This is a genomic window from Aliikangiella aequoris (assembly GCF_053709105.1).
The window spans coordinates 2611340-2627517 of the sequence record NZ_CM132298.1 but is presented as its reverse complement, the minus strand read 5'-3'; the positions used below and the strand labels follow the sequence as shown (position 1 = coordinate 2627517).

Here is a 16178-nt window from a genome sequence, read left to right as displayed (position 1 = left end):
GGAACTCAAGTATTTTGGGTCCATTGATACCAGTCGATACAAGGATGTGATTATGCAAGACATTGAAGGTATGGGGTTGCTCGCACTGGGCTCTCGCCTAAAAAGAGCGAGTGATTTGTTATTTAAACAATGTGACGAACTCTATCAAGCTAAGGGAATTCAACTTCACTCCCGCCACTTCCCTATGCTCCAGCTGCTTGCGTCACAAGAAATGCTTTCAGTGACTCAGTTGGCCGCTTTACTAAGCCAAACCCATCCAGCAATAAGTCAAATTAGCAAAAAACTCGAACAACAAGGTTGGATTTATCATGACTCAGACAGTGAAGACGAGCGTAAACGCCTACTCGCACTTACACCCAAAGGCTTTGAGCTGGTTGATAAATTAACCCCAATCTGGGAAAATTTAGACACTGTTTTAAAACGAATACTTAGTAGCTCTGGCTATGGAATTCTTGAAAATATCCAATTAATAGAAAGAGAAATGGGGAAATTTTCAATTCGGGAAAGAGTGGAGTTATTAGAAAAACAAATGAAAAGCGAAAACGTTGAAATTATTCACTTTGAAAATCAGTATGCAGCTGACTTCTATCGCCTAAATAGAAATTGGCTTGAAAAATACTTTTATGTGGAAGCGTTAGATCATGAAATCCTTAGTCAGCCTAAAGAAAACATTATTGAAAAAGGCGGGTTTATATTGTTGGCGCGACTAGATGAAAAAATTATCGGTACTGCTGCTTTAATTGTGGCAGAAAATAATCAGCTTGAACTGTCTAAAATGTCAGTTGATGATGATTATCAAGGATTAGGTATTGGAGAGAAGCTTGCTCGTGCAGCTATAACGCAATATCGCGCAACAGATTGTAGTGGGTTATATTTAGAGTCAAACCGTAAATTAACTCCAGCATTAAACTTATATCGAAAGCTTGGATTTGTAGAAGCGCCTTGTCCATTTGACACATCACATTACACACGCGCTGATATTTATATGGAATATAAAGAAAGCGCCTAAACAGGCGCATTCAATGAAGTGAGGTAAGCCTTAATATTGGCGGGTTATATCAACATATAAGGTGAGTGAGTCACCAGGCTGCAAATATTTTTTATTACCCATTTTACGATTCCATTTTTTTACTGAGCCTAAACTAACATTAAACTTGTTAGCGATTCTTGCTAATGAATCTCCGCGTCTTACTTTGTAGTAAATCTTTTTGGTTTGCTTTTTTGAGTTCGATAAGCTGGCTAATTTTGTTGGCTGCTTTGTCCAAACTACAAGCTTTTGACCTACTTTTAGAGGGTCGGTTGGTGCCATATTATTCCATGCAGCTAATTTGCGCATATTAACCTTATAAAGCCGAGAAATATCCCAAAATGAATCACCTGACTTAACAATATAATTTATTTTAGTGCCAGCTCTGTTCCGACTTTGTTTAGCCAAAAGGCGCTGATTGGCGCTTTTATGGTATTCATCGCGAGCTTTGGAAGGTACAGGAATAAGCAGTTTTTTTCCTGCTCTAATCGAGTTTCCGCGAATGTTATTATTGCTTTTTAATAAGGCTACGGTCGTATTATGCTGTTGCGCAATTTTAATTAAGCTATCGCCTTGTTTTATTTGATAGGATTTAAATGATATGCGTTGTGCTTTAGGGATAGTTTTTAGGTTCTGCTTAAAAACACTTACTTTTTCTATCGGCAGTAATATATGGTGCGGGCCTTCAGGTGATGTTGCCCACTGATTAAAGGCTGGATTTAAGCGATAAAAATCATTCATTGATAGCTCGGCAAGTGCCGCAGCTAAACTGATGTCGATTTGAGACTCAGTATCAACAAGGTCGAAGTAGGGTAAGTTGGTAACGGGTGACCAATAAGCCACGTTCTCATTCTTTTCACTTAGTAATTCTGCTAATGCTAATAGTTTTGGCACATAGGCTTGGGTTTCTCTTGGGAGCTTTAATGACCAAAAGTCGGTTGGTTTGCCTTTTTTCTTATTACGCCGTATTGCTCTACTAACGTTGCCTTCACCTGAGTTATAGGCAGCTAAAGCATGTAGCCAATTGCCGTCAAAGCGCTTATTTAAGTAAGCTAAATATTTTATCGCAGCCTGAGTCGACATATAAACGTCACGACGACCGTCGTACCACCAGTTTTGTTTTAACCCAAATGTTCGGCCTGTTCCGGGAATAAACTGCCACATGCCCGAAGCCCTGCCATGAGAGTATGCAAAAGGGTCAAATGCGCTTTCTACAATCGGTAATAGCGCTAATTCTAACGGCATGTTGTGTTTTTCTAACTCTTCAACAATATGAAATAAGTAAGGTTCGGCTCTTTCCGTAACTCGCTGCATATACTCAGGGTGCCGTGAATACCAAGATTTTTGCGCTCTAACACGGCGTTTATCGGGTACTTCAAATGTCAGCTGGGCTTTGACTCTATCCCAAACATCGGAAAAAGCATGGGGATCGATATCATTGGGTTCAGCTGCACAGTTTTGGGTTAAATCAAAGCTATCTGTAGCGACCGGCTTAGGTTCAACTGGTGCAGTAGCTGCCAAAGAAAGGTTGTTATCAGTGCCATTTTGAACTGTAGGGAGTAAGGTTTTACAACCCGATAAAACGAGCACTAAGGCGCATATAGTTAACTTTAACTGCAAGTAGAAATCCTCTTTAAAGTACTGCTGTGGGCAAAGACGCCAGAATAATATCGCCAAATGGTATTTTCATTGCGGAAGCATGTCAAATTTTAGTCAAAATGTGTCTTTTTGGCGCCTAATTTTGCCAAAGAGTTGCACTGGGTCATTTAATAGATGGTTAGACTCAATATTAAGCGCTTGTTTAAAGTCACTATTGTCGACTCTTAAAAATGGGTTAATGTTTTTTTCCAAGCTAAGTTGTGTCGGTAAGCTCGGTAAGTTTTGCTGTCTTAATTGCTTTACCTTCTCATAATATTTTAATAGTGCTGAATTATTGGGCTCAACAGTTTTGGCAAACTCAAGGTTAGCCAATGTGTACTCATGCGCTGGGTATATTTGAGTTGTGTTAGGCAAATTCAATAACTTTTGTAAGGAGCGCCACATAGTCGCAGGGTCGCCCTCAAATAAACGCCCACAGCCACCAGAAAAAATTGTATCGCCGCAAAAGAGTTGGAGGTTTTGTAGGCTTTCGGCTCGCATAACATAAGCAATATGATCAAGGGTGTGCCCTGGTATTTCCAAAACTTCAAATTGTAGAGGAAACTCGGCAATTTCGAAGCTATCTCCTTCAGCTAGATGCTTTTCAACCTCTGGAATAGCGGGGTTGGTGTGATCATATTGATAGTTAGGGCCATAGACTTGGCAGTGGTATTTAGCCTTTAACTTTGCGATCCCGCCGGTATGATCATGATGATGATGGGTAATTAAAATAGCTTTCAGAGTCAGGTTATTGAGCTCCAAATACTGGTCAACTGGGGCTGCGTCGCCGGGGTCGACAACAATGGCGTTGCCCTGATAGGCGATTAGCCAAAAATAATTGTCGTTAAATGCCGGAATAGGAGTAATGGATATCATCATCACCTTGCGCTATGATAAATTTGATTGTGCATTGAATTAATTACGTCTATCTTAACGTAATAGTTTTCAGGAGGCTAATTTATGTCTCAAGCAAACCCGCTTGCTCCGTTTGACGATGAAGATCAAATGACTAATAAACGTCTCGAACTTATTGAGGCTGCATTGGCTCAAGAGCTTTGCCAAATATTTGGGTTTAATGCCTTACTTTATAAGCCAATGGCAAGAAAGTTATGCCAACAACACTTAAGTATTAGACAGCAAGTTGTAATCAGCCAAGATCCAGAACAAAGTGATGTTCAATGTCGCTTTGAAGAGTTACCTATCGCCTCAGACTGCATCGACTTAGCGGTACTTCCTAGTATACTCCAATGTAGCCAGTATCCACATCAGGTTTTACGTGAAGTAGAACGTGTTCTAATTCCTGAAGGCGTTGTTATTATCATTGGCCGAAATCCATTAAGCTGGTTAGGTATTTCCACTAGAATAAAACAGTTTAAGCAAGAGCAATGGCGAACTTCATTTTGGCGAGAAGTGCTTTGGCGTCAAGCGGATGGGTCTAATCGGTCGAAACAAAATAAAACTGCTTACGCGCGCGATATTAGTAAAAGCCGGGTGTGCGATTGGTTTAATTTATTGGGCTTTGAAGTAGAGAAAGAAGTCAGTATTAGTGTGAGCAATGCTCGAATAGAGGGCAATAGCGTGTCGCGTTGGGTAAAAAAAATTACCCAAATATTCTGTGATTGCTTTTGTAGCTACTATATAATCGTCGGCAGAAAAAAAGTGTCAACACTGACGCCCATAAGGCCTAGCTGGCGTCGCAATAAGCAGTTAGTTTCACCGCGTTTAGCGGAACCGAGTATTCGATCACTGGTTCAGCAGTGGTTTGAAAAGTTTCATCGTTAAACCGCTATCGACTAAACGCAGTATAATTTTTAGTCGCTTTAATCAATTGAATGTAAAAATTTAGACGGGGAAGTAGTTTGAGCCAAATAGAAATATTTACTGACGGAGCCTGCAGAGGCAATCCCGGGCCAGGCGGTTGGGGTGCGCTTTTAAGGGCTGGTAAACATAGTAAAGAGCTGTTTGGTGGAGAAGCTAACACGACCAATAACCGTATGGAACTAATGGCCGCGATTAGAGCTTTACAGGCGCTTAAAAAACCAAGTAATGTCGTTCTCACAACAGACTCTCAATATGTTCGCAAGGGCATTACTGAGTGGATGGAAGGCTGGAAATCTCGCGGTTGGAAGAATAGCGCAAAAAAAACAGTTAAGAATGTTGATCTTTGGCAGTTGTTAGACGAACAAAATTGTCGCCACCAAGTAGAGTGGAGATGGGTAAAAGGACACAGTGGCCATACCGAAAATGAAATCGCAGACAGCCTTGCCAATCGTGGTATTGATGAAATGCTAAAGGTTTAATCTAGCGCGATGTTTAATTTAAAAAAATTAGTTTTATTAAAAGCTGTTAGTCAAAATATTTAATGGGGTAACTTAGAGTATTACTATGCGCCAAATAATCTTAGATACAGAAACAACTGGTATTGAGCCAAGTAGAGGTCACCGCATTATTGAAATTGGTTGCGTTGAAATGGTTAATCGGCGTTTAACCGGAAACCACTTTCATGTATATATTAACCCTCAAAGAGAGATTGATGATGGCGCTATTGAAGTTCATGGAATTACGAATGAATTTTTGCATGACAAACCTCTGTTTGCTGATATTGCTGATGACTTTATAGAGTTTGTTAAAGGGAGTGAGTTGGTCATACACAACGCGCCATTTGATATCGGTTTTATTAACCATGAATTTAAACAATTAAACCCTCCTAAAGAAAAAATAGAAACCGTATGTAGCGTACTGGATACTTTGGTGTTAGCGCGTCAAATGCACCCTGGCCAAAAAAATAGTTTAGATGCTTTATGCAAACGCTACTTTATTGACAACTCCCAACGTGATCTTCATGGCGCACTCTTAGACTCTGAAATTTTAGCAGAAGTTTATTTGGCCATGACTGGCGGCCAGACTGATTTAACCTTAACTCAAAGACAAGACTATCTCTCAGCGAACCGCGACGAAGATGGTATTCGTCGTTTATCTGCTAAGCGTCAAGCTTTTAAAGTTGTAAGTGCGAGTCAAGAAGAGTTAGAGGCGCATCAGGCTTACTTAAAAACCATGCAAAAAACCTGCGGCGATAAGCTTATATGGAAAAACTAGCCGAAACAGCTATTTTTTCTGCATAATAATGCTTTCAATTTGTCAGCAATAATTTTGTTAAAAGTTTCAGTGTTTTGCCTTTGCCATAGTGTTGCCACAATTCAATCGAACTCTGCCATAGTTAATTCACTAAGTTGAAATGTTTTTCACTTAGACTCATTTATACTTAACTAAATGAGAGTGAAAACTATGCAAAAGCAATGGCCTAAAGATGAAAACATTTTGAGCTGGGATCCAGAGCACATGGAAAACTATTGGGAGCTTTGTCGCCAGTATGATCAATATCCTCAGATATCTATCAATGAAAAAGAAAGCCTAAGTCAAGCGAGTTTTAGCTTAACGGCTTCATCAACGAGCCAGTAATCGGCCGTTGATGAACTTGCGTTATATCAGGAAGTAAAAGGTTTGTAGTAGAGTGTTTTTAGCGCTGTTTTTTGAAAGCTAATAGCCTTATACGGGTAACTAAATACCAAACAGCTCCAATACCGGCCACGCTGAGCTCTATAAAGTGAGAAATATCCGTTAGCTGGTTATTGCCAACTAAATACCAGGTTGCTATACCGGCTAAGAATAAAATGATCCCACTCATAGCTTGCATTTGTAATGAATAACGTTGTTTTATTCGTTTGAGCTTTTGTTTTGACGCTAACTGCTCTTCGGTTTCTCCGCTAGCGGTTTCGCCTTTAACAAAATTAAAATTGCAATGGTTGCAAGTTTTTGCTTTGTCAGAGACTCGCTGCTTACATGCTGGACACTTAGTAATTGCCATTGGTTGTTTACCCTAAATAATTTAAATGGTTAATATTTTTTGTATTATAAACTCAAAGACTTATCGACCACTTCGAAAACATCGTTAGATAAGTTAGGCAGTAGCTTTATTCTTTCTAGTTGTTGTTGAATTAGCGCTTGTCTTTTAGCGTCAAATTTTTTCCACTGATTAAACTGTTTACTTAAGCCAGCAGCAATTTGGGGGTTTATTGAGTTTAAGCGAATAATAACGTCGGCGAGTAACTCGTAACCAGCCCCAGTGGCACTATGGAATTGCGGGATATTTCCAGCGACAAAAGCTCCAATTATAGCTCTAACCTTGTTGGGGTTTTCGATTGAAAATTTTGGATGTTTGAGCAGCGATTTAACAGTTTGAGTTACCGATTGGTGGTTAAACATCACTTGAGCGGCAAACCACTTGTCTAACACCAGATCTTCATTTTGCCATTTGTCGAAGAATGCTTGAATGGCTGTTTGCTTTAATGCGCTTTCATTTATCACGAGGGCTTGATACGCCGCCAACTCTTCGGTCATGTTATTGGACTGTTGCATTTGATTTAAAGCAACTTCGGCATATTGGCTTGGGCTAGCTAACATTAAATTACGTAATGCCATGTTTTTTAGCCAACGATCGGCTGGTGTGCTGTTACCTAGCTCACGATACAAAGTTAACCATTGGTCTTGCAACTGCTTTGCTAAATAGGTTTTTAGTTGTAAGTGCTTGGTAAATAGTTTGTCAGCATCAACTTGAGTAGAGCGACTGATTAAACTGCTTAAATCCGGTGTTTGAACGGCGAGCGCTTTCAGTGCGTTATCCAGGTTGTTATCACCTAAAACCGATTTAACTCCGCTGCTAATCACTTGCAGATCGGGTGCGCTAATTTGTTCACTGCTATCAAGTAATACCTGGCTCATCAAGGTTTGGCCAGCATCCCAACGATTAAATGGGTTGGGATCAAATGCATATAACTTAGCTAAATCTTGTTGCGAGTATTGATAAACTAATTTAACTGGCGCACTAAAATCTCTTAAGATAGACGGAATCAGGTTTTCCGTATCAGCGTTTATATTAAATGATTGTTCTTGTTGATTAACGACTAAGAGCTTCTCTAATTGTTTTTCGTCGTCATCAACTGAAAACTCGACCGCTTGACCTTGCTGGTTTATAAAGCCAATTTTTACCGGAATAACAAAAGGTTGTTTTTCTGGTTGCCCAGGAGTCGCAGGGCAAGTTTGACTAAACTTTAATTTAAAAGAATTTGCTGAAGTCGGGGTTAGTACAACATTTAACTGAGGTGTACCGGCTTGACGGTACCAGTTTCTAAATTGGCTCCAGTCTTGTTGGTTGGCATCTTCCATTGCTTTAATAAAGTCTTCGCAAGTAACAGCCTGACCATCGTGACGCTCAAAGTAAAGATCCATTCCCGCTCTAAAACCAGACTCACCAAGTAGAGTGTGCATCATGCGGATAACTTCTGCCCCTTTATTATAGACAGTGACGGTATAGAAGTTATTCATTTCAATGTAAGAGTCTGGGCGTATTGGGTGGGCCATAGGACCCGAGTCTTCCGCAAACTGCGCCGAGCGAATAATTTTAACTTGATCGATTCGTTGTACCGGGGCCGATTGCATATCTTGACTAAACTGCTGGTCTCGAAAAACCGTTAGACCTTCCTTTAAACTCAATTGAAACCAGTCGCGACAGGTAACTCGGTTGCCAGTCCAGTTATGAAAATATTCATGGGCAATAACTCTTTCGACGCCTTCAAAGTCATCGTCGGTCGCGGTGGCTTTATTGGCTAAAACATATTTGGTATTAAAAATGTTTAAGCCTTTGTTTTCCATCGCTCCCATATTAAAGTCGCTGACCGCCACAATCATATACAAGTCGAGATCATATTCTCTTCCGTACTTTTCCTCATCCCAGCGCATCGACTCTTTTAAGCTCTGCATAGCAAATTGACATTGATCTAACTTGCCCTTGTCAACAAATAGTTGCAGCTTTATTGAGCGATTGCTCATGGTTGTAAATGTATCTTCTAAACAGTCTAAATCACCGGCGACAAGAGCGAACAAGTAGCAAGGTTTAAGGTGAGGGTCGTGCCATTCTACAAAATGTCGATCGCCTTCCAGTTCGCCTTGGTCAACTGGATTTCCATTAGATAATAATAAGGGGTACTGATTTTGATCTGCTTCAATTCTAACGCTAAACTCAGACATGATTTCTGGCTTATCAAGATAAAAAGTGATCTTGCGAAAGCCCTCAGCTTCGCATTGAGTGCAAAACTTGCCGCTAGAGGTGTAGAGCCCTTCTAATGAGCGGTTTTTATTCGGCAAGATTTTAACTTGGCTAGTTAATGTAAATTGATTACTAGGTGGGGTAATTGTTAAGTGCTTGCCGTCGTAGTCATAATCATCGGATGACAAGGCTTTGCCGTCTAGCGAAAGCGCTATAATTTCTAATCCGACACCGTCAAGTTTTAAAGGTTGAATCGATTTTGAGGTAGCTAAAGGATTAAGTTCGAATTTTAGCTCACTGTGAACTAAAGTATGGCTATCGAACAATTGGAAGTTCAATCGGGTGTTTTTAATCAGAAATTGGCTTGGAAGGTAGTCTTTGCGAAATTTAACTTCCGGTTGACTGGCATTAGTCATATTTTAAAATCCTAGTTGACGTTACGGCAGCCTGAACTTCTACCTTAACGGGTCGAAAAATAAATTAAAACTAGTTTAACAGTGCTATGTAATAATAGAAAGTTTACGGTATGATAGGCGCCGCTGTGGTTAGACCAGAGAGGTCTAAAAATCCGCTAAATGTGTTGATTTGCGGCCAAAAAACACGAATTTATAGCTAAATGCATTAATTTCGCTATACAAAATTGGTTTAAAGGCTTATTATGCCCGCCCAACAAAAGTAACCAAAAATTGATAACTATTAACTCAATGTTTTATTGAAAATAAGTTGCGATTTTTGTCTCAGTCTTAACGTAATGATTGCAATCAGTTGTTCCAGTTCTGCAACCTCGATTATCGCAATACTAGCGTTCACCAAAAAGGAGATGTCATTTTGACCACCGTTGCTAAGTTTGAGATTAATTACCTCCAGTATATGGATGAAAGTGGCACATTTGTCAGCAAGCAAGTTCCACCAGAGTTTGCGCAAGACATTGACACGTTAAAATCTCTTTATAGAGACATGTGCTTAATTCGCGTCCTAGATCAAAAAGCCTACGCTTTGCAAAGAACCGGTAAAATGGGCACCTACCCAGCTGCCACTGGTCAAGAAGCCATTGGCGTAGGGTTTGGTTCTGCAATGACTAAAGAAGATGTTCTAGTTCCTTATTATCGTGGTCAAGCATCAATGATCCAGCATGGCGTACGCATGGAAGAAGTCCTATTGTATTGGGGCGGTGACGAGCGCGGCTGTGACTATCAAGATGCCAAACAAGACTTTCCAATCGCGGTTCCAATTGCGACCCAGTTATTGCATGCCGCAGGTGTTGCCAAGGCAATGCAAATGCGTGGTGAAAAGCGTTGTGTTTTCACAGAAATTGGTGAAGGCGGAACATCAGAAGGCGACTTTTACGAAGCATTAAATGTTGCGGGTATTTGGAACCTTGGTGTGGTTTTTATTATTAATAACAACCAATGGGCAATTTCAGTTCCTAGCGAAATTCAAACTAACTGTGAAACCTATGCGCAAAAAGCGATTGCTGCTGGCATAGACTGTATTCAAGTTGACGGTAACGATATTATTGCGGTGAGAGACGCAGCAGAAAAAGCGGCTGAAAAAGCACGTAATGGTGGCGGTCCTACGGTGATTGAGTGTATTAGTTTGCGCTTATGTGATCATACTACTGCTGACGATGCGACGCGTTATCGTCCAGAAGGCGAATTAGACGAAGGTTGGAAAAAAGAGCCTATTTTACGGTTACGTAAATATCTAGAAAGTAAAAAAGCCTGGAGCGAAGCAGACGAAGAAAAAATGAAAGCAGAGCTAGCAGAGCAAGTTCAACAGTCTGTTGATGCTTATCTCAATACCCCGGTAGATAGTCCAGAAGCGATGTTCGACAGCTTGTACGCGGAACTGCCAGAAAGAACGCTTGCGCAAAGAGAGTTAGCAATTGCACGAGGAGCAAAATAATGGCTGCGATTACATTAATTGAAGCGGTAAATAAAGCAATGGCCTATGAAATGGGCGCTGATAAAGATGTTGTTTTATTAGGTGAAGATGTTGGTGCTAACGGCGGTGTGTTTAGAGCGACCGATGGCTTGCAGCAAAAGTATGGTAAAGAGCGTGTAATTGACACTCCATTGGCCGAGTCTATGATTGCTGGTGTTTCTATTGGTATGGCAGCGCAAGGGTTAAAACCCGTTGCCGAAATTCAATTTATGGGCTTTATTTTTCCTGCAGTTGATCAAATCATCTGTCATGCGGCAAGAATGCGCCATAGAACTCGTGGTCGTATAAATTTACCCATGGTTATTAGAGCGCCATTTGGTGGCGGTATCCATGCGCCAGAGCATCATTCGGAAAGTACAGAAGCAATATTTGCCCATATTCCAGGGTTAAAAGTGGTAATTCCTTCTAATCCATCTAGAGCTTACGGATTGATGTTAGCGGCTATTAGAGATCCAGATCCAGTGATATTTTTAGAGCCAAAACGAGTTTACCGAATCGAAAAGCACGAAATTGAAGATAATGGTGAAGAGTATCCATTAGGTATGTGTTTTGTTGATCGTGAAGGCACCGATATCACATTGATTTCTTGGGGGGCAATGTTGCACGAAACCAAACAAGCTGCTGAGAAATTAGCTGCTGAGGGAATAAGTGCCGAAGTAATTGACGTTGCAACCGTAAGTCCACTAGACATTGATACTATATTAGAATCTGTAGAAAAAACGGGTCGTGCGTGTATTGTTCAAGAAGCACCTAAAGCCGGTGCGTTAGGTTCGGAAATTGCGGCTGAAATCGCAGAAAAAGGTGTTATGAACTTATTAGCACCCATTGGTCGAGTTTCTGGATATGATACAGTGATGCCCTATTACCGATTGGAAAAGCAATATATGCCAAAAGTTGAGCATATCGTGGAAGAAGCAAAACGAATTGTGGAGTACCGATGAAAACATTTAACTTACCCGATTTAGGGGAAGGCTTGCCAGATGCGGAGATTGTTCGCTGGTTAGTCAAAGAAGGCGATAAAGTAAGCTTAGATCAACCCATGGTTGAAATGGAAACGGCAAAGGCCGTCGTTGAAGTTCCTTCGCCGTATGACGGAGTGATTTCTAAACTTAATGGTCAGCCTGGAGATGTAATTGATGTAGGCGCTGTATTAGTTGAGTTTGATGGTGAAGCATCAAGTAACGAGGTTACTGCGCCACCACCAAAAGCTGAAGCAACAGAACAGCCAAAAGCGGCTTCTACAGCCAAAGCGAGCGCCTCGCAAGTGTTTACTTTGCCGGACTTAGGTGAAGGTTTACCTGATGCAGAGATCGTACGTTGGCTGGTTAGCGAAGGTGATGTATTAGCCGTTGACCAACCTATGGTTGAAATGGAAACCGCCAAAGCGGTGGTTGAAGTTCCATCACCTTTTGCCGCGAAAGTAGCCAAATTACATGGTCAAGCGGGCGACGTGATTGAAGTTGGCGCGGTGTTAGTTTCTTTTGGCGAATCAGGTGCAAGCGCTGAAGCAGAAGTTGAACCGGCTGCTGAAGAGCAAGAGTCTTCTGGTGATGCTGGTACGGTTGTTGGAGCGGTACAAGTTGGTAACCAAGTGGTTGCTGAATCTGCCAATGCAATTGTAAAAGCCTTAGCACGAAAACTGAAAGTTGATTTAACGCAAGTGGTCGCAACCGGCAAAAACGGTGAAATAACACAAGCTGATGTTAAACAAGCGAAGCAAGATGGAAAGCTGATTGGTTCGGGTAGTCAAGTTAAAACAGCGGCTGAAAAGCCTCAACAAAGCGCTACAACAGACGAAAATCCACTCGATTTTAAAGCGTCACCAGCAGTTAGAGCTCTGGCTCGCCGCTTAGGTGTTGCTCTGTCACAATGTAATGCGAGTGGCAAAAAAGGTTCTATCACTAAAGATGACGTGAATAAAGCCGCTAGCTCTCCGCAGTCTAATCGTGCTCCTAAGCCTGTAGCGTCTTCTACTGGCGGTTTACCGAGTGTTCAAGTGAGCATTGAGCCGCAAAGTGTGCGCGGCGTACGCAGAGCCATGGCCATGGGAATGGCAAAATCTCACGCCACTGTCGTACCTACTACTTTAATGGAAGATGCAGATATTAGTAGTTGGCCCAAGCAAGACTTCTTAGCTCGTTATGTGAGAGCTCTTGTGTTTGCGTCAAAAATTGAACCAGCACTTAATTGTTGGTTTGACGGTGAGAAGTTCGAGCGTTTGGTTCATCCAAATGTTCACGTTGGAATTGCAGTAGACTCGCCAGACGGCTTATATGTTCCTGTGATCCATGATGCCGATCAAAAAGACGCCAACCAAATTAGAGATCGCGTGCAAGACTTGCGTCAAAAAATTGAAACACGTTCTTTAAAGCAAGAAGATCAACAAGGTGCAACAATTACACTATCTAACTTTGGTTCTATTGCCGGTCGTTATGGCACGCCAGTTGTGTCACCACCGCAAGTAGCAATATTAGGGGTTGGTCGTTTTAGAGAAGAGTTAAAGCTAACTGATAAGGGGATTGCTAAGCACAAAATGCTACCATTATCGTTAACTTTTGATCATCGGGCTTGTACTGGCGGTGAAGCTGCACGCTTTTTAGCGGCGGTGATTCAAGATTTACAAAAGTCAGTTTAAGTTACATTAAGTGATTAGATAAAAAAAAAGCGCCTTAGGGCGCTTTTTTCGTTTTTATAATAGGCTAGTGTATCGCTAGTAAAGTCAGCCAGTAGAAATTTGCTATCTTGTAGTGAGATATAATTGTGCAAAAAGTTCGCAATTTTCCCCTAAATTATCAAAACAGGTTAAACTTAAAAAGTCATTTAATTAGTCCATTTCCTTGATTTAACTTAAAAAAGGATAAAGATGAGTAGTTTGCCCACAACTTTAACCTATTTTGCTAGCATTCAGTCGGTCATTCCTATTTTACAAAAGAAAGCATTGCCGTTGCTGCATTTTGATGAATTGAATGATCCTTTTTTACCAAACCATGAGTCTAAGCTCGGTTTTGATGTTAACCAGTTATTTGAAATGGCAGTTAAGTATATTACTTCTGCAATCACGGGGCGTACGCCACCTAGAGGGCAACCTAACCATCCGTTGCAAAAGGCAATTGCGCGCTGGCGCATGGAAAGTCGTTTTAATGACGAGTCTGAAATAAAAAATGCATTACTTGGGCTACTACCAGCAATGGTCGAACAATCGTTTCGTACCGCCAATCAGCAACACCAAGATTGGTTAGAGTTCTTAAAAAGTAAGCGGGTAGTCAGTTTATTTGAAAATTACCAAGCACTTGATTTATGGGAGCGCGGCGGCGTTCCTCATCGCTCAATTGGAATTAAATTCAATGTTGATGAAGCGTCTGTATTTCGATTGAGCGAAGCCTGTCTTTATAGCAAGCTGCCACCTAAAACCGTTGATGAAAGAGCTATCTTACAGCATATGGCTGGCGATATTCCTGAATTAGAATTTGACCTTAAAAGCATCGCTCTGAGTCAAAATTATGTTAAGCGTCACCAAAAAGAATGGCGAATTACTATTGATGATAACGATTTAGCGGAGCAATGGATTGAGTTTCCTAAAACGCTCATTAAAGGCTTTTATATAGGTGCTTTAGTTCCACCTAAAGTGGTTAGTCAATTAACTTCGCATATCAAGGCGATTATTCCAAAAACCGCAATTTATCAAGCGCATTGTAACCGTACTAGTTATGATTTAAGCTTTAATAAACTCGATTAGGTTTTTTCGCTGTTGCATTATAACTAACAAAAAATTGATACCTTTAAAACGCTACGCTTTGTCTTTGGTTAGACGAAAATTTAAAAAATATTAATATTAAAATAACGCAATAATCCCTCGCAAAAAGCGCTCGGCTAAGTTTTAGTTGCGTTTAACTTCACAATCAATACTGCCATTACTTAGCATGACCTCTAAGGTTTGATTCACTTTAGTTTGCTCAATTCGATTGATAACTTTACTGGTCTGTTTGTCTTTAACTATCGAATAACCTCGTTGCAGCGTTGAAAGTGGACTTAAGGTGTCCAATTTGCCAACGGCAACTCCTAGCGCTGCAGCGTTGTTATTGAGTTGGGTTTTAATACTGGAAAATAGTCGGTTTTCAATGCTAGCAAGCTTTCTAAGGTCTTGGTTGAGTTGATTAATAGGGTTAACTTGAGCTAACTTTTTTGAGCTGTAAACTAAGTGCTTAGTTTCCGCTTGTATTTTTTCTTTAATGGCTTTAACAAGTTGATTTAATAGGCGTTCTAATTGGTTTTGTTGAGTTAACAGGGCAAGCTTTGGGTCAGTGATTTTTAATGCGGTTTGTTTTAGTTGGTATTGACGCTGTTTAAGGATTGACTCAACGGATTGTGTTAGCTGGCTTCTAATTTGGTCGAGCTTTTGGCGTAAAGATTCAACGTCTATGGAAACAAGCTCTGCCGCGGCTGATGGGGTTGCTGCGCGTAAGTCTGCAACTAATTCTGCAATGGTTGTGTCTACTTCATGGCCAATGGCCGCGACAATGGGAATTGGACTGTTTAGGATCACTTGCGCCAGTCTTTCGTCATTAAAGCTCCATAAATCTTCTAAAGAGCCTCCTCCTCGGGTTAATACGATGACGTCAACTTCATTACGTTGTATTGCAGTTTGTAATTGACTAATAATGCTGTCGGCTGCTTGTGTGCCTTGTACCAGGGTAGGGTAGATTACCACTGGCGTCATTGGACTGCGCCTGGCCAATACGGTTAATACGTCATGAATGGCTGCGCCAGTTGGAGAAGTAACCACCCCTATTGCTTTGGGGTATTGGGGGAGCGCTTTTTTTCTATTTTGATCAAAATAGCCTTGTTCACTGAGTTTTTGCATGAGTACCCGCAGCTTTTGCTGCAAATCGCCAAGTCCTGCAGGTTCCATAAAGTCGGCAATAAGCTGATAGTCGCCTCTTGCTTCGTAAAGGCTTACCTTGGCCTTTACCACAACTTCGTCACCTTCTTGTGGAGAAAACTGCAGTGCTTGCGTTTTGAAACGAAACATTGCACAGCGAACTTGGGCTTGACTATCTTTTAAGCTAAAGTACCAATGGCCAGACGCGGCTTTGGTGAAATTGGAAATTTCTCCTTTGATCCAAACTGATCCTAAATTAGCCTCTAAGCAGGCTTTGGCACTTTTGTTTAGCTCAGATACGCTTAGAATCACTCTTTGCGGCGGCTGTTGAGGTTTTAGCATTGGTTGTAGCATTGGGAGCTTCTGTCTTGATAAATGATGATAGTGTCCTCGCTAGGGTCTATAGCAAGGTAACTTAAAGCCTCATTTTACTTAATTTTAAGGCTTTTTATAGTAAATTACTGAATATGACCTGTTTAATCGCGTGTTATTTGGCTTAGCTTTGCTGTTAAGGCCCTTAAAATAGGGCGAAATAGCCGCTAGAAAGCGTAATTATTAAATTTCGCAAAATATATTGTATTCTGATG

Annotated in this window: 14 protein-coding genes; 9 read left to right on the top strand and 5 right to left on the bottom strand. The window is 41.0% G+C overall.

What is annotated here, in order from left to right; all coding sequences use genetic code 11:
• Nucleotides 1-52 precede the first annotated feature (52 nt).
• Nucleotides 53-1009, top strand: a complete 957-nt coding sequence (locus tag ACUR5C_RS11325) for a bifunctional helix-turn-helix transcriptional regulator/GNAT family N-acetyltransferase (protein ID WP_454465238.1) — start codon at nt 53-55, stop codon at nt 1007-1009.
• A 30-nt stretch (nt 1010-1039) separates the two neighbouring features.
• On the opposite strand, the gene ACUR5C_RS11320 is transcribed toward ACUR5C_RS11325, so the two are convergent.
• Entirely contained in the window at nt 1040-2647 is a 1608-nt protein-coding gene (locus ACUR5C_RS11320; RefSeq protein ID WP_454465237.1) for a LysM peptidoglycan-binding domain-containing protein, read from the bottom strand.
• Between the two features lie 93 nt (nt 2648-2740).
• The gene (gene gloB, locus ACUR5C_RS11315) at nt 2741-3544 is read right to left on the bottom strand and encodes a hydroxyacylglutathione hydrolase (RefSeq protein WP_454465236.1); all 804 of its coding nucleotides are present in this window, start codon (nt 3542-3544) and stop codon (nt 2741-2743) included.
• Between the two features lie 81 nt (nt 3545-3625).
• Here gloB and ACUR5C_RS11310 point away from each other — a divergent pair, with 81 nt between their 5' ends.
• The 4 genes from ACUR5C_RS11310 to ACUR5C_RS11295 all read left to right on the top strand — a co-directional run bounded on the left by ACUR5C_RS11310 (nt 3626) and on the right by ACUR5C_RS11295 (nt 6124).
• Nucleotides 3626-4447, top strand: coding sequence for a methyltransferase domain-containing protein (locus ACUR5C_RS11310; protein WP_454465235.1), 822 nt, complete (start codon nt 3626-3628; stop codon nt 4445-4447).
• 77 nt (nt 4448-4524) lie between these two features.
• Nucleotides 4525-4965, top strand: coding sequence for a ribonuclease HI (rnhA, locus tag ACUR5C_RS11305; protein ID WP_454465234.1), 441 nt, complete (start codon nt 4525-4527; stop codon nt 4963-4965).
• An 85-nt stretch (nt 4966-5050) separates the two neighbouring features.
• A complete protein-coding gene (gene dnaQ / locus ACUR5C_RS11300; protein WP_454465233.1) occupies nt 5051-5761 on the top strand; it encodes a DNA polymerase III subunit epsilon in 711 nt (236 codons plus the stop codon).
• A gap of 189 nt (nt 5762-5950) precedes the next feature.
• A complete protein-coding gene (locus tag ACUR5C_RS11295) occupies nt 5951-6124 on the top strand; it encodes a hypothetical protein (RefSeq protein WP_454465232.1) in 174 nt (57 codons plus the stop codon).
• A 58-nt stretch (nt 6125-6182) separates the two neighbouring features.
• Here ACUR5C_RS11295 and ACUR5C_RS11290 read toward each other — a convergent pair whose 3' ends face one another.
• Nucleotides 6183-6530 carry a hypothetical protein gene (locus tag ACUR5C_RS11290; protein ID WP_454465231.1) on the bottom strand — a complete coding sequence of 116 codons (348 nt, stop codon included), beginning with the start codon at nt 6528-6530 and terminating at the stop codon, nt 6183-6185.
• A 44-nt stretch (nt 6531-6574) separates the two neighbouring features.
• Nucleotides 6575-9184 (bottom strand): aminopeptidase N, encoded by a 2610-nt coding sequence (gene pepN, locus ACUR5C_RS11285; RefSeq protein WP_454465230.1) that lies wholly within the window; start codon nt 9182-9184, stop codon nt 6575-6577.
• A 412-nt stretch (nt 9185-9596) separates the two neighbouring features.
• On the opposite strand from pepN, the gene pdhA reads away from it, so the two are divergent.
• The 4 genes from pdhA to ACUR5C_RS11265 all read left to right on the top strand — a co-directional run bounded on the left by pdhA (nt 9597) and on the right by ACUR5C_RS11265 (nt 14448).
• Nucleotides 9597-10673, top strand: coding sequence for a pyruvate dehydrogenase (acetyl-transferring) E1 component subunit alpha (gene pdhA / locus ACUR5C_RS11280; RefSeq protein ID WP_454465229.1), 1077 nt, complete (start codon nt 9597-9599; stop codon nt 10671-10673).
• The gene (locus ACUR5C_RS11275) at nt 10673-11653 is read left to right on the top strand and encodes an alpha-ketoacid dehydrogenase subunit beta (RefSeq protein ID WP_454465228.1); all 981 of its coding nucleotides are present in this window, start codon (nt 10673-10675) and stop codon (nt 11651-11653) included. The genes pdhA and ACUR5C_RS11275 overlap by 1 nt, the downstream gene beginning before the upstream one ends.
• A complete protein-coding gene (locus ACUR5C_RS11270) occupies nt 11650-13347 on the top strand; it encodes a 2-oxo acid dehydrogenase subunit E2 (protein WP_454465227.1) in 1698 nt (565 codons plus the stop codon). Before ACUR5C_RS11275 ends, ACUR5C_RS11270 begins: the two co-directional genes overlap by 4 nt.
• Nucleotides 13348-13575: 228 nt before the next feature.
• Nucleotides 13576-14448: a hypothetical protein gene (locus ACUR5C_RS11265; protein WP_454465226.1), complete on the top strand. Its 873-nt coding sequence runs from the start codon at nt 13576-13578 to the stop codon at nt 14446-14448.
• A gap of 141 nt (nt 14449-14589) precedes the next feature.
• Here ACUR5C_RS11265 and xseA read toward each other — a convergent pair whose 3' ends face one another.
• Nucleotides 14590-15945 (bottom strand): exodeoxyribonuclease VII large subunit, encoded by a 1356-nt coding sequence (gene xseA / locus ACUR5C_RS11260; protein WP_454465225.1) that lies wholly within the window; start codon nt 15943-15945, stop codon nt 14590-14592.
• Nucleotides 15946-16178 lie beyond the last annotated feature (233 nt).

What these genes read in the sequence shown, in the direction of transcription:
- ACUR5C_RS11295 (WP_454465232.1), top strand. Translation starts at nt 5,951, where the DNA reads ATGCAAAAGCAATGGCCTAAAGATGAAAACATTTTGAGCTGGGATCCA.
- ACUR5C_RS11265 (WP_454465226.1), top strand. Translation starts at nt 13,576, where the DNA reads ATGAGTAGTTTGCCCACAACTTTAACCTATTTTGCTAGCATTCAGTCG.
- dnaQ (WP_454465233.1), top strand. Translation starts at nt 5,051, where the DNA reads ATGCGCCAAATAATCTTAGATACAGAAACAACTGGTATTGAGCCAAGT.
- ACUR5C_RS11325 (WP_454465238.1), top strand. Translation starts at nt 53, where the DNA reads ATGCAAGACATTGAAGGTATGGGGTTGCTCGCACTGGGCTCTCGCCTA.
- xseA (WP_454465225.1), bottom strand. Translation starts at nt 15,945, where the DNA reads ATGCTACAACCAATGCTAAAACCTCAACAGCCGCCGCAAAGAGTGATT.
- gloB (WP_454465236.1), bottom strand. Translation starts at nt 3,544, where the DNA reads ATGATGATATCCATTACTCCTATTCCGGCATTTAACGACAATTATTTT.
- ACUR5C_RS11270 (WP_454465227.1), top strand. Translation starts at nt 11,650, where the DNA reads ATGAAAACATTTAACTTACCCGATTTAGGGGAAGGCTTGCCAGATGCG.
- ACUR5C_RS11290 (WP_454465231.1), bottom strand. Translation starts at nt 6,530, where the DNA reads ATGGCAATTACTAAGTGTCCAGCATGTAAGCAGCGAGTCTCTGACAAA.
- ACUR5C_RS11310 (WP_454465235.1), top strand. Translation starts at nt 3,626, where the DNA reads ATGTCTCAAGCAAACCCGCTTGCTCCGTTTGACGATGAAGATCAAATG.
- ACUR5C_RS11275 (WP_454465228.1), top strand. Translation starts at nt 10,673, where the DNA reads ATGGCTGCGATTACATTAATTGAAGCGGTAAATAAAGCAATGGCCTAT.
- pepN (WP_454465230.1), bottom strand. Translation starts at nt 9,184, where the DNA reads ATGACTAATGCCAGTCAACCGGAAGTTAAATTTCGCAAAGACTACCTT.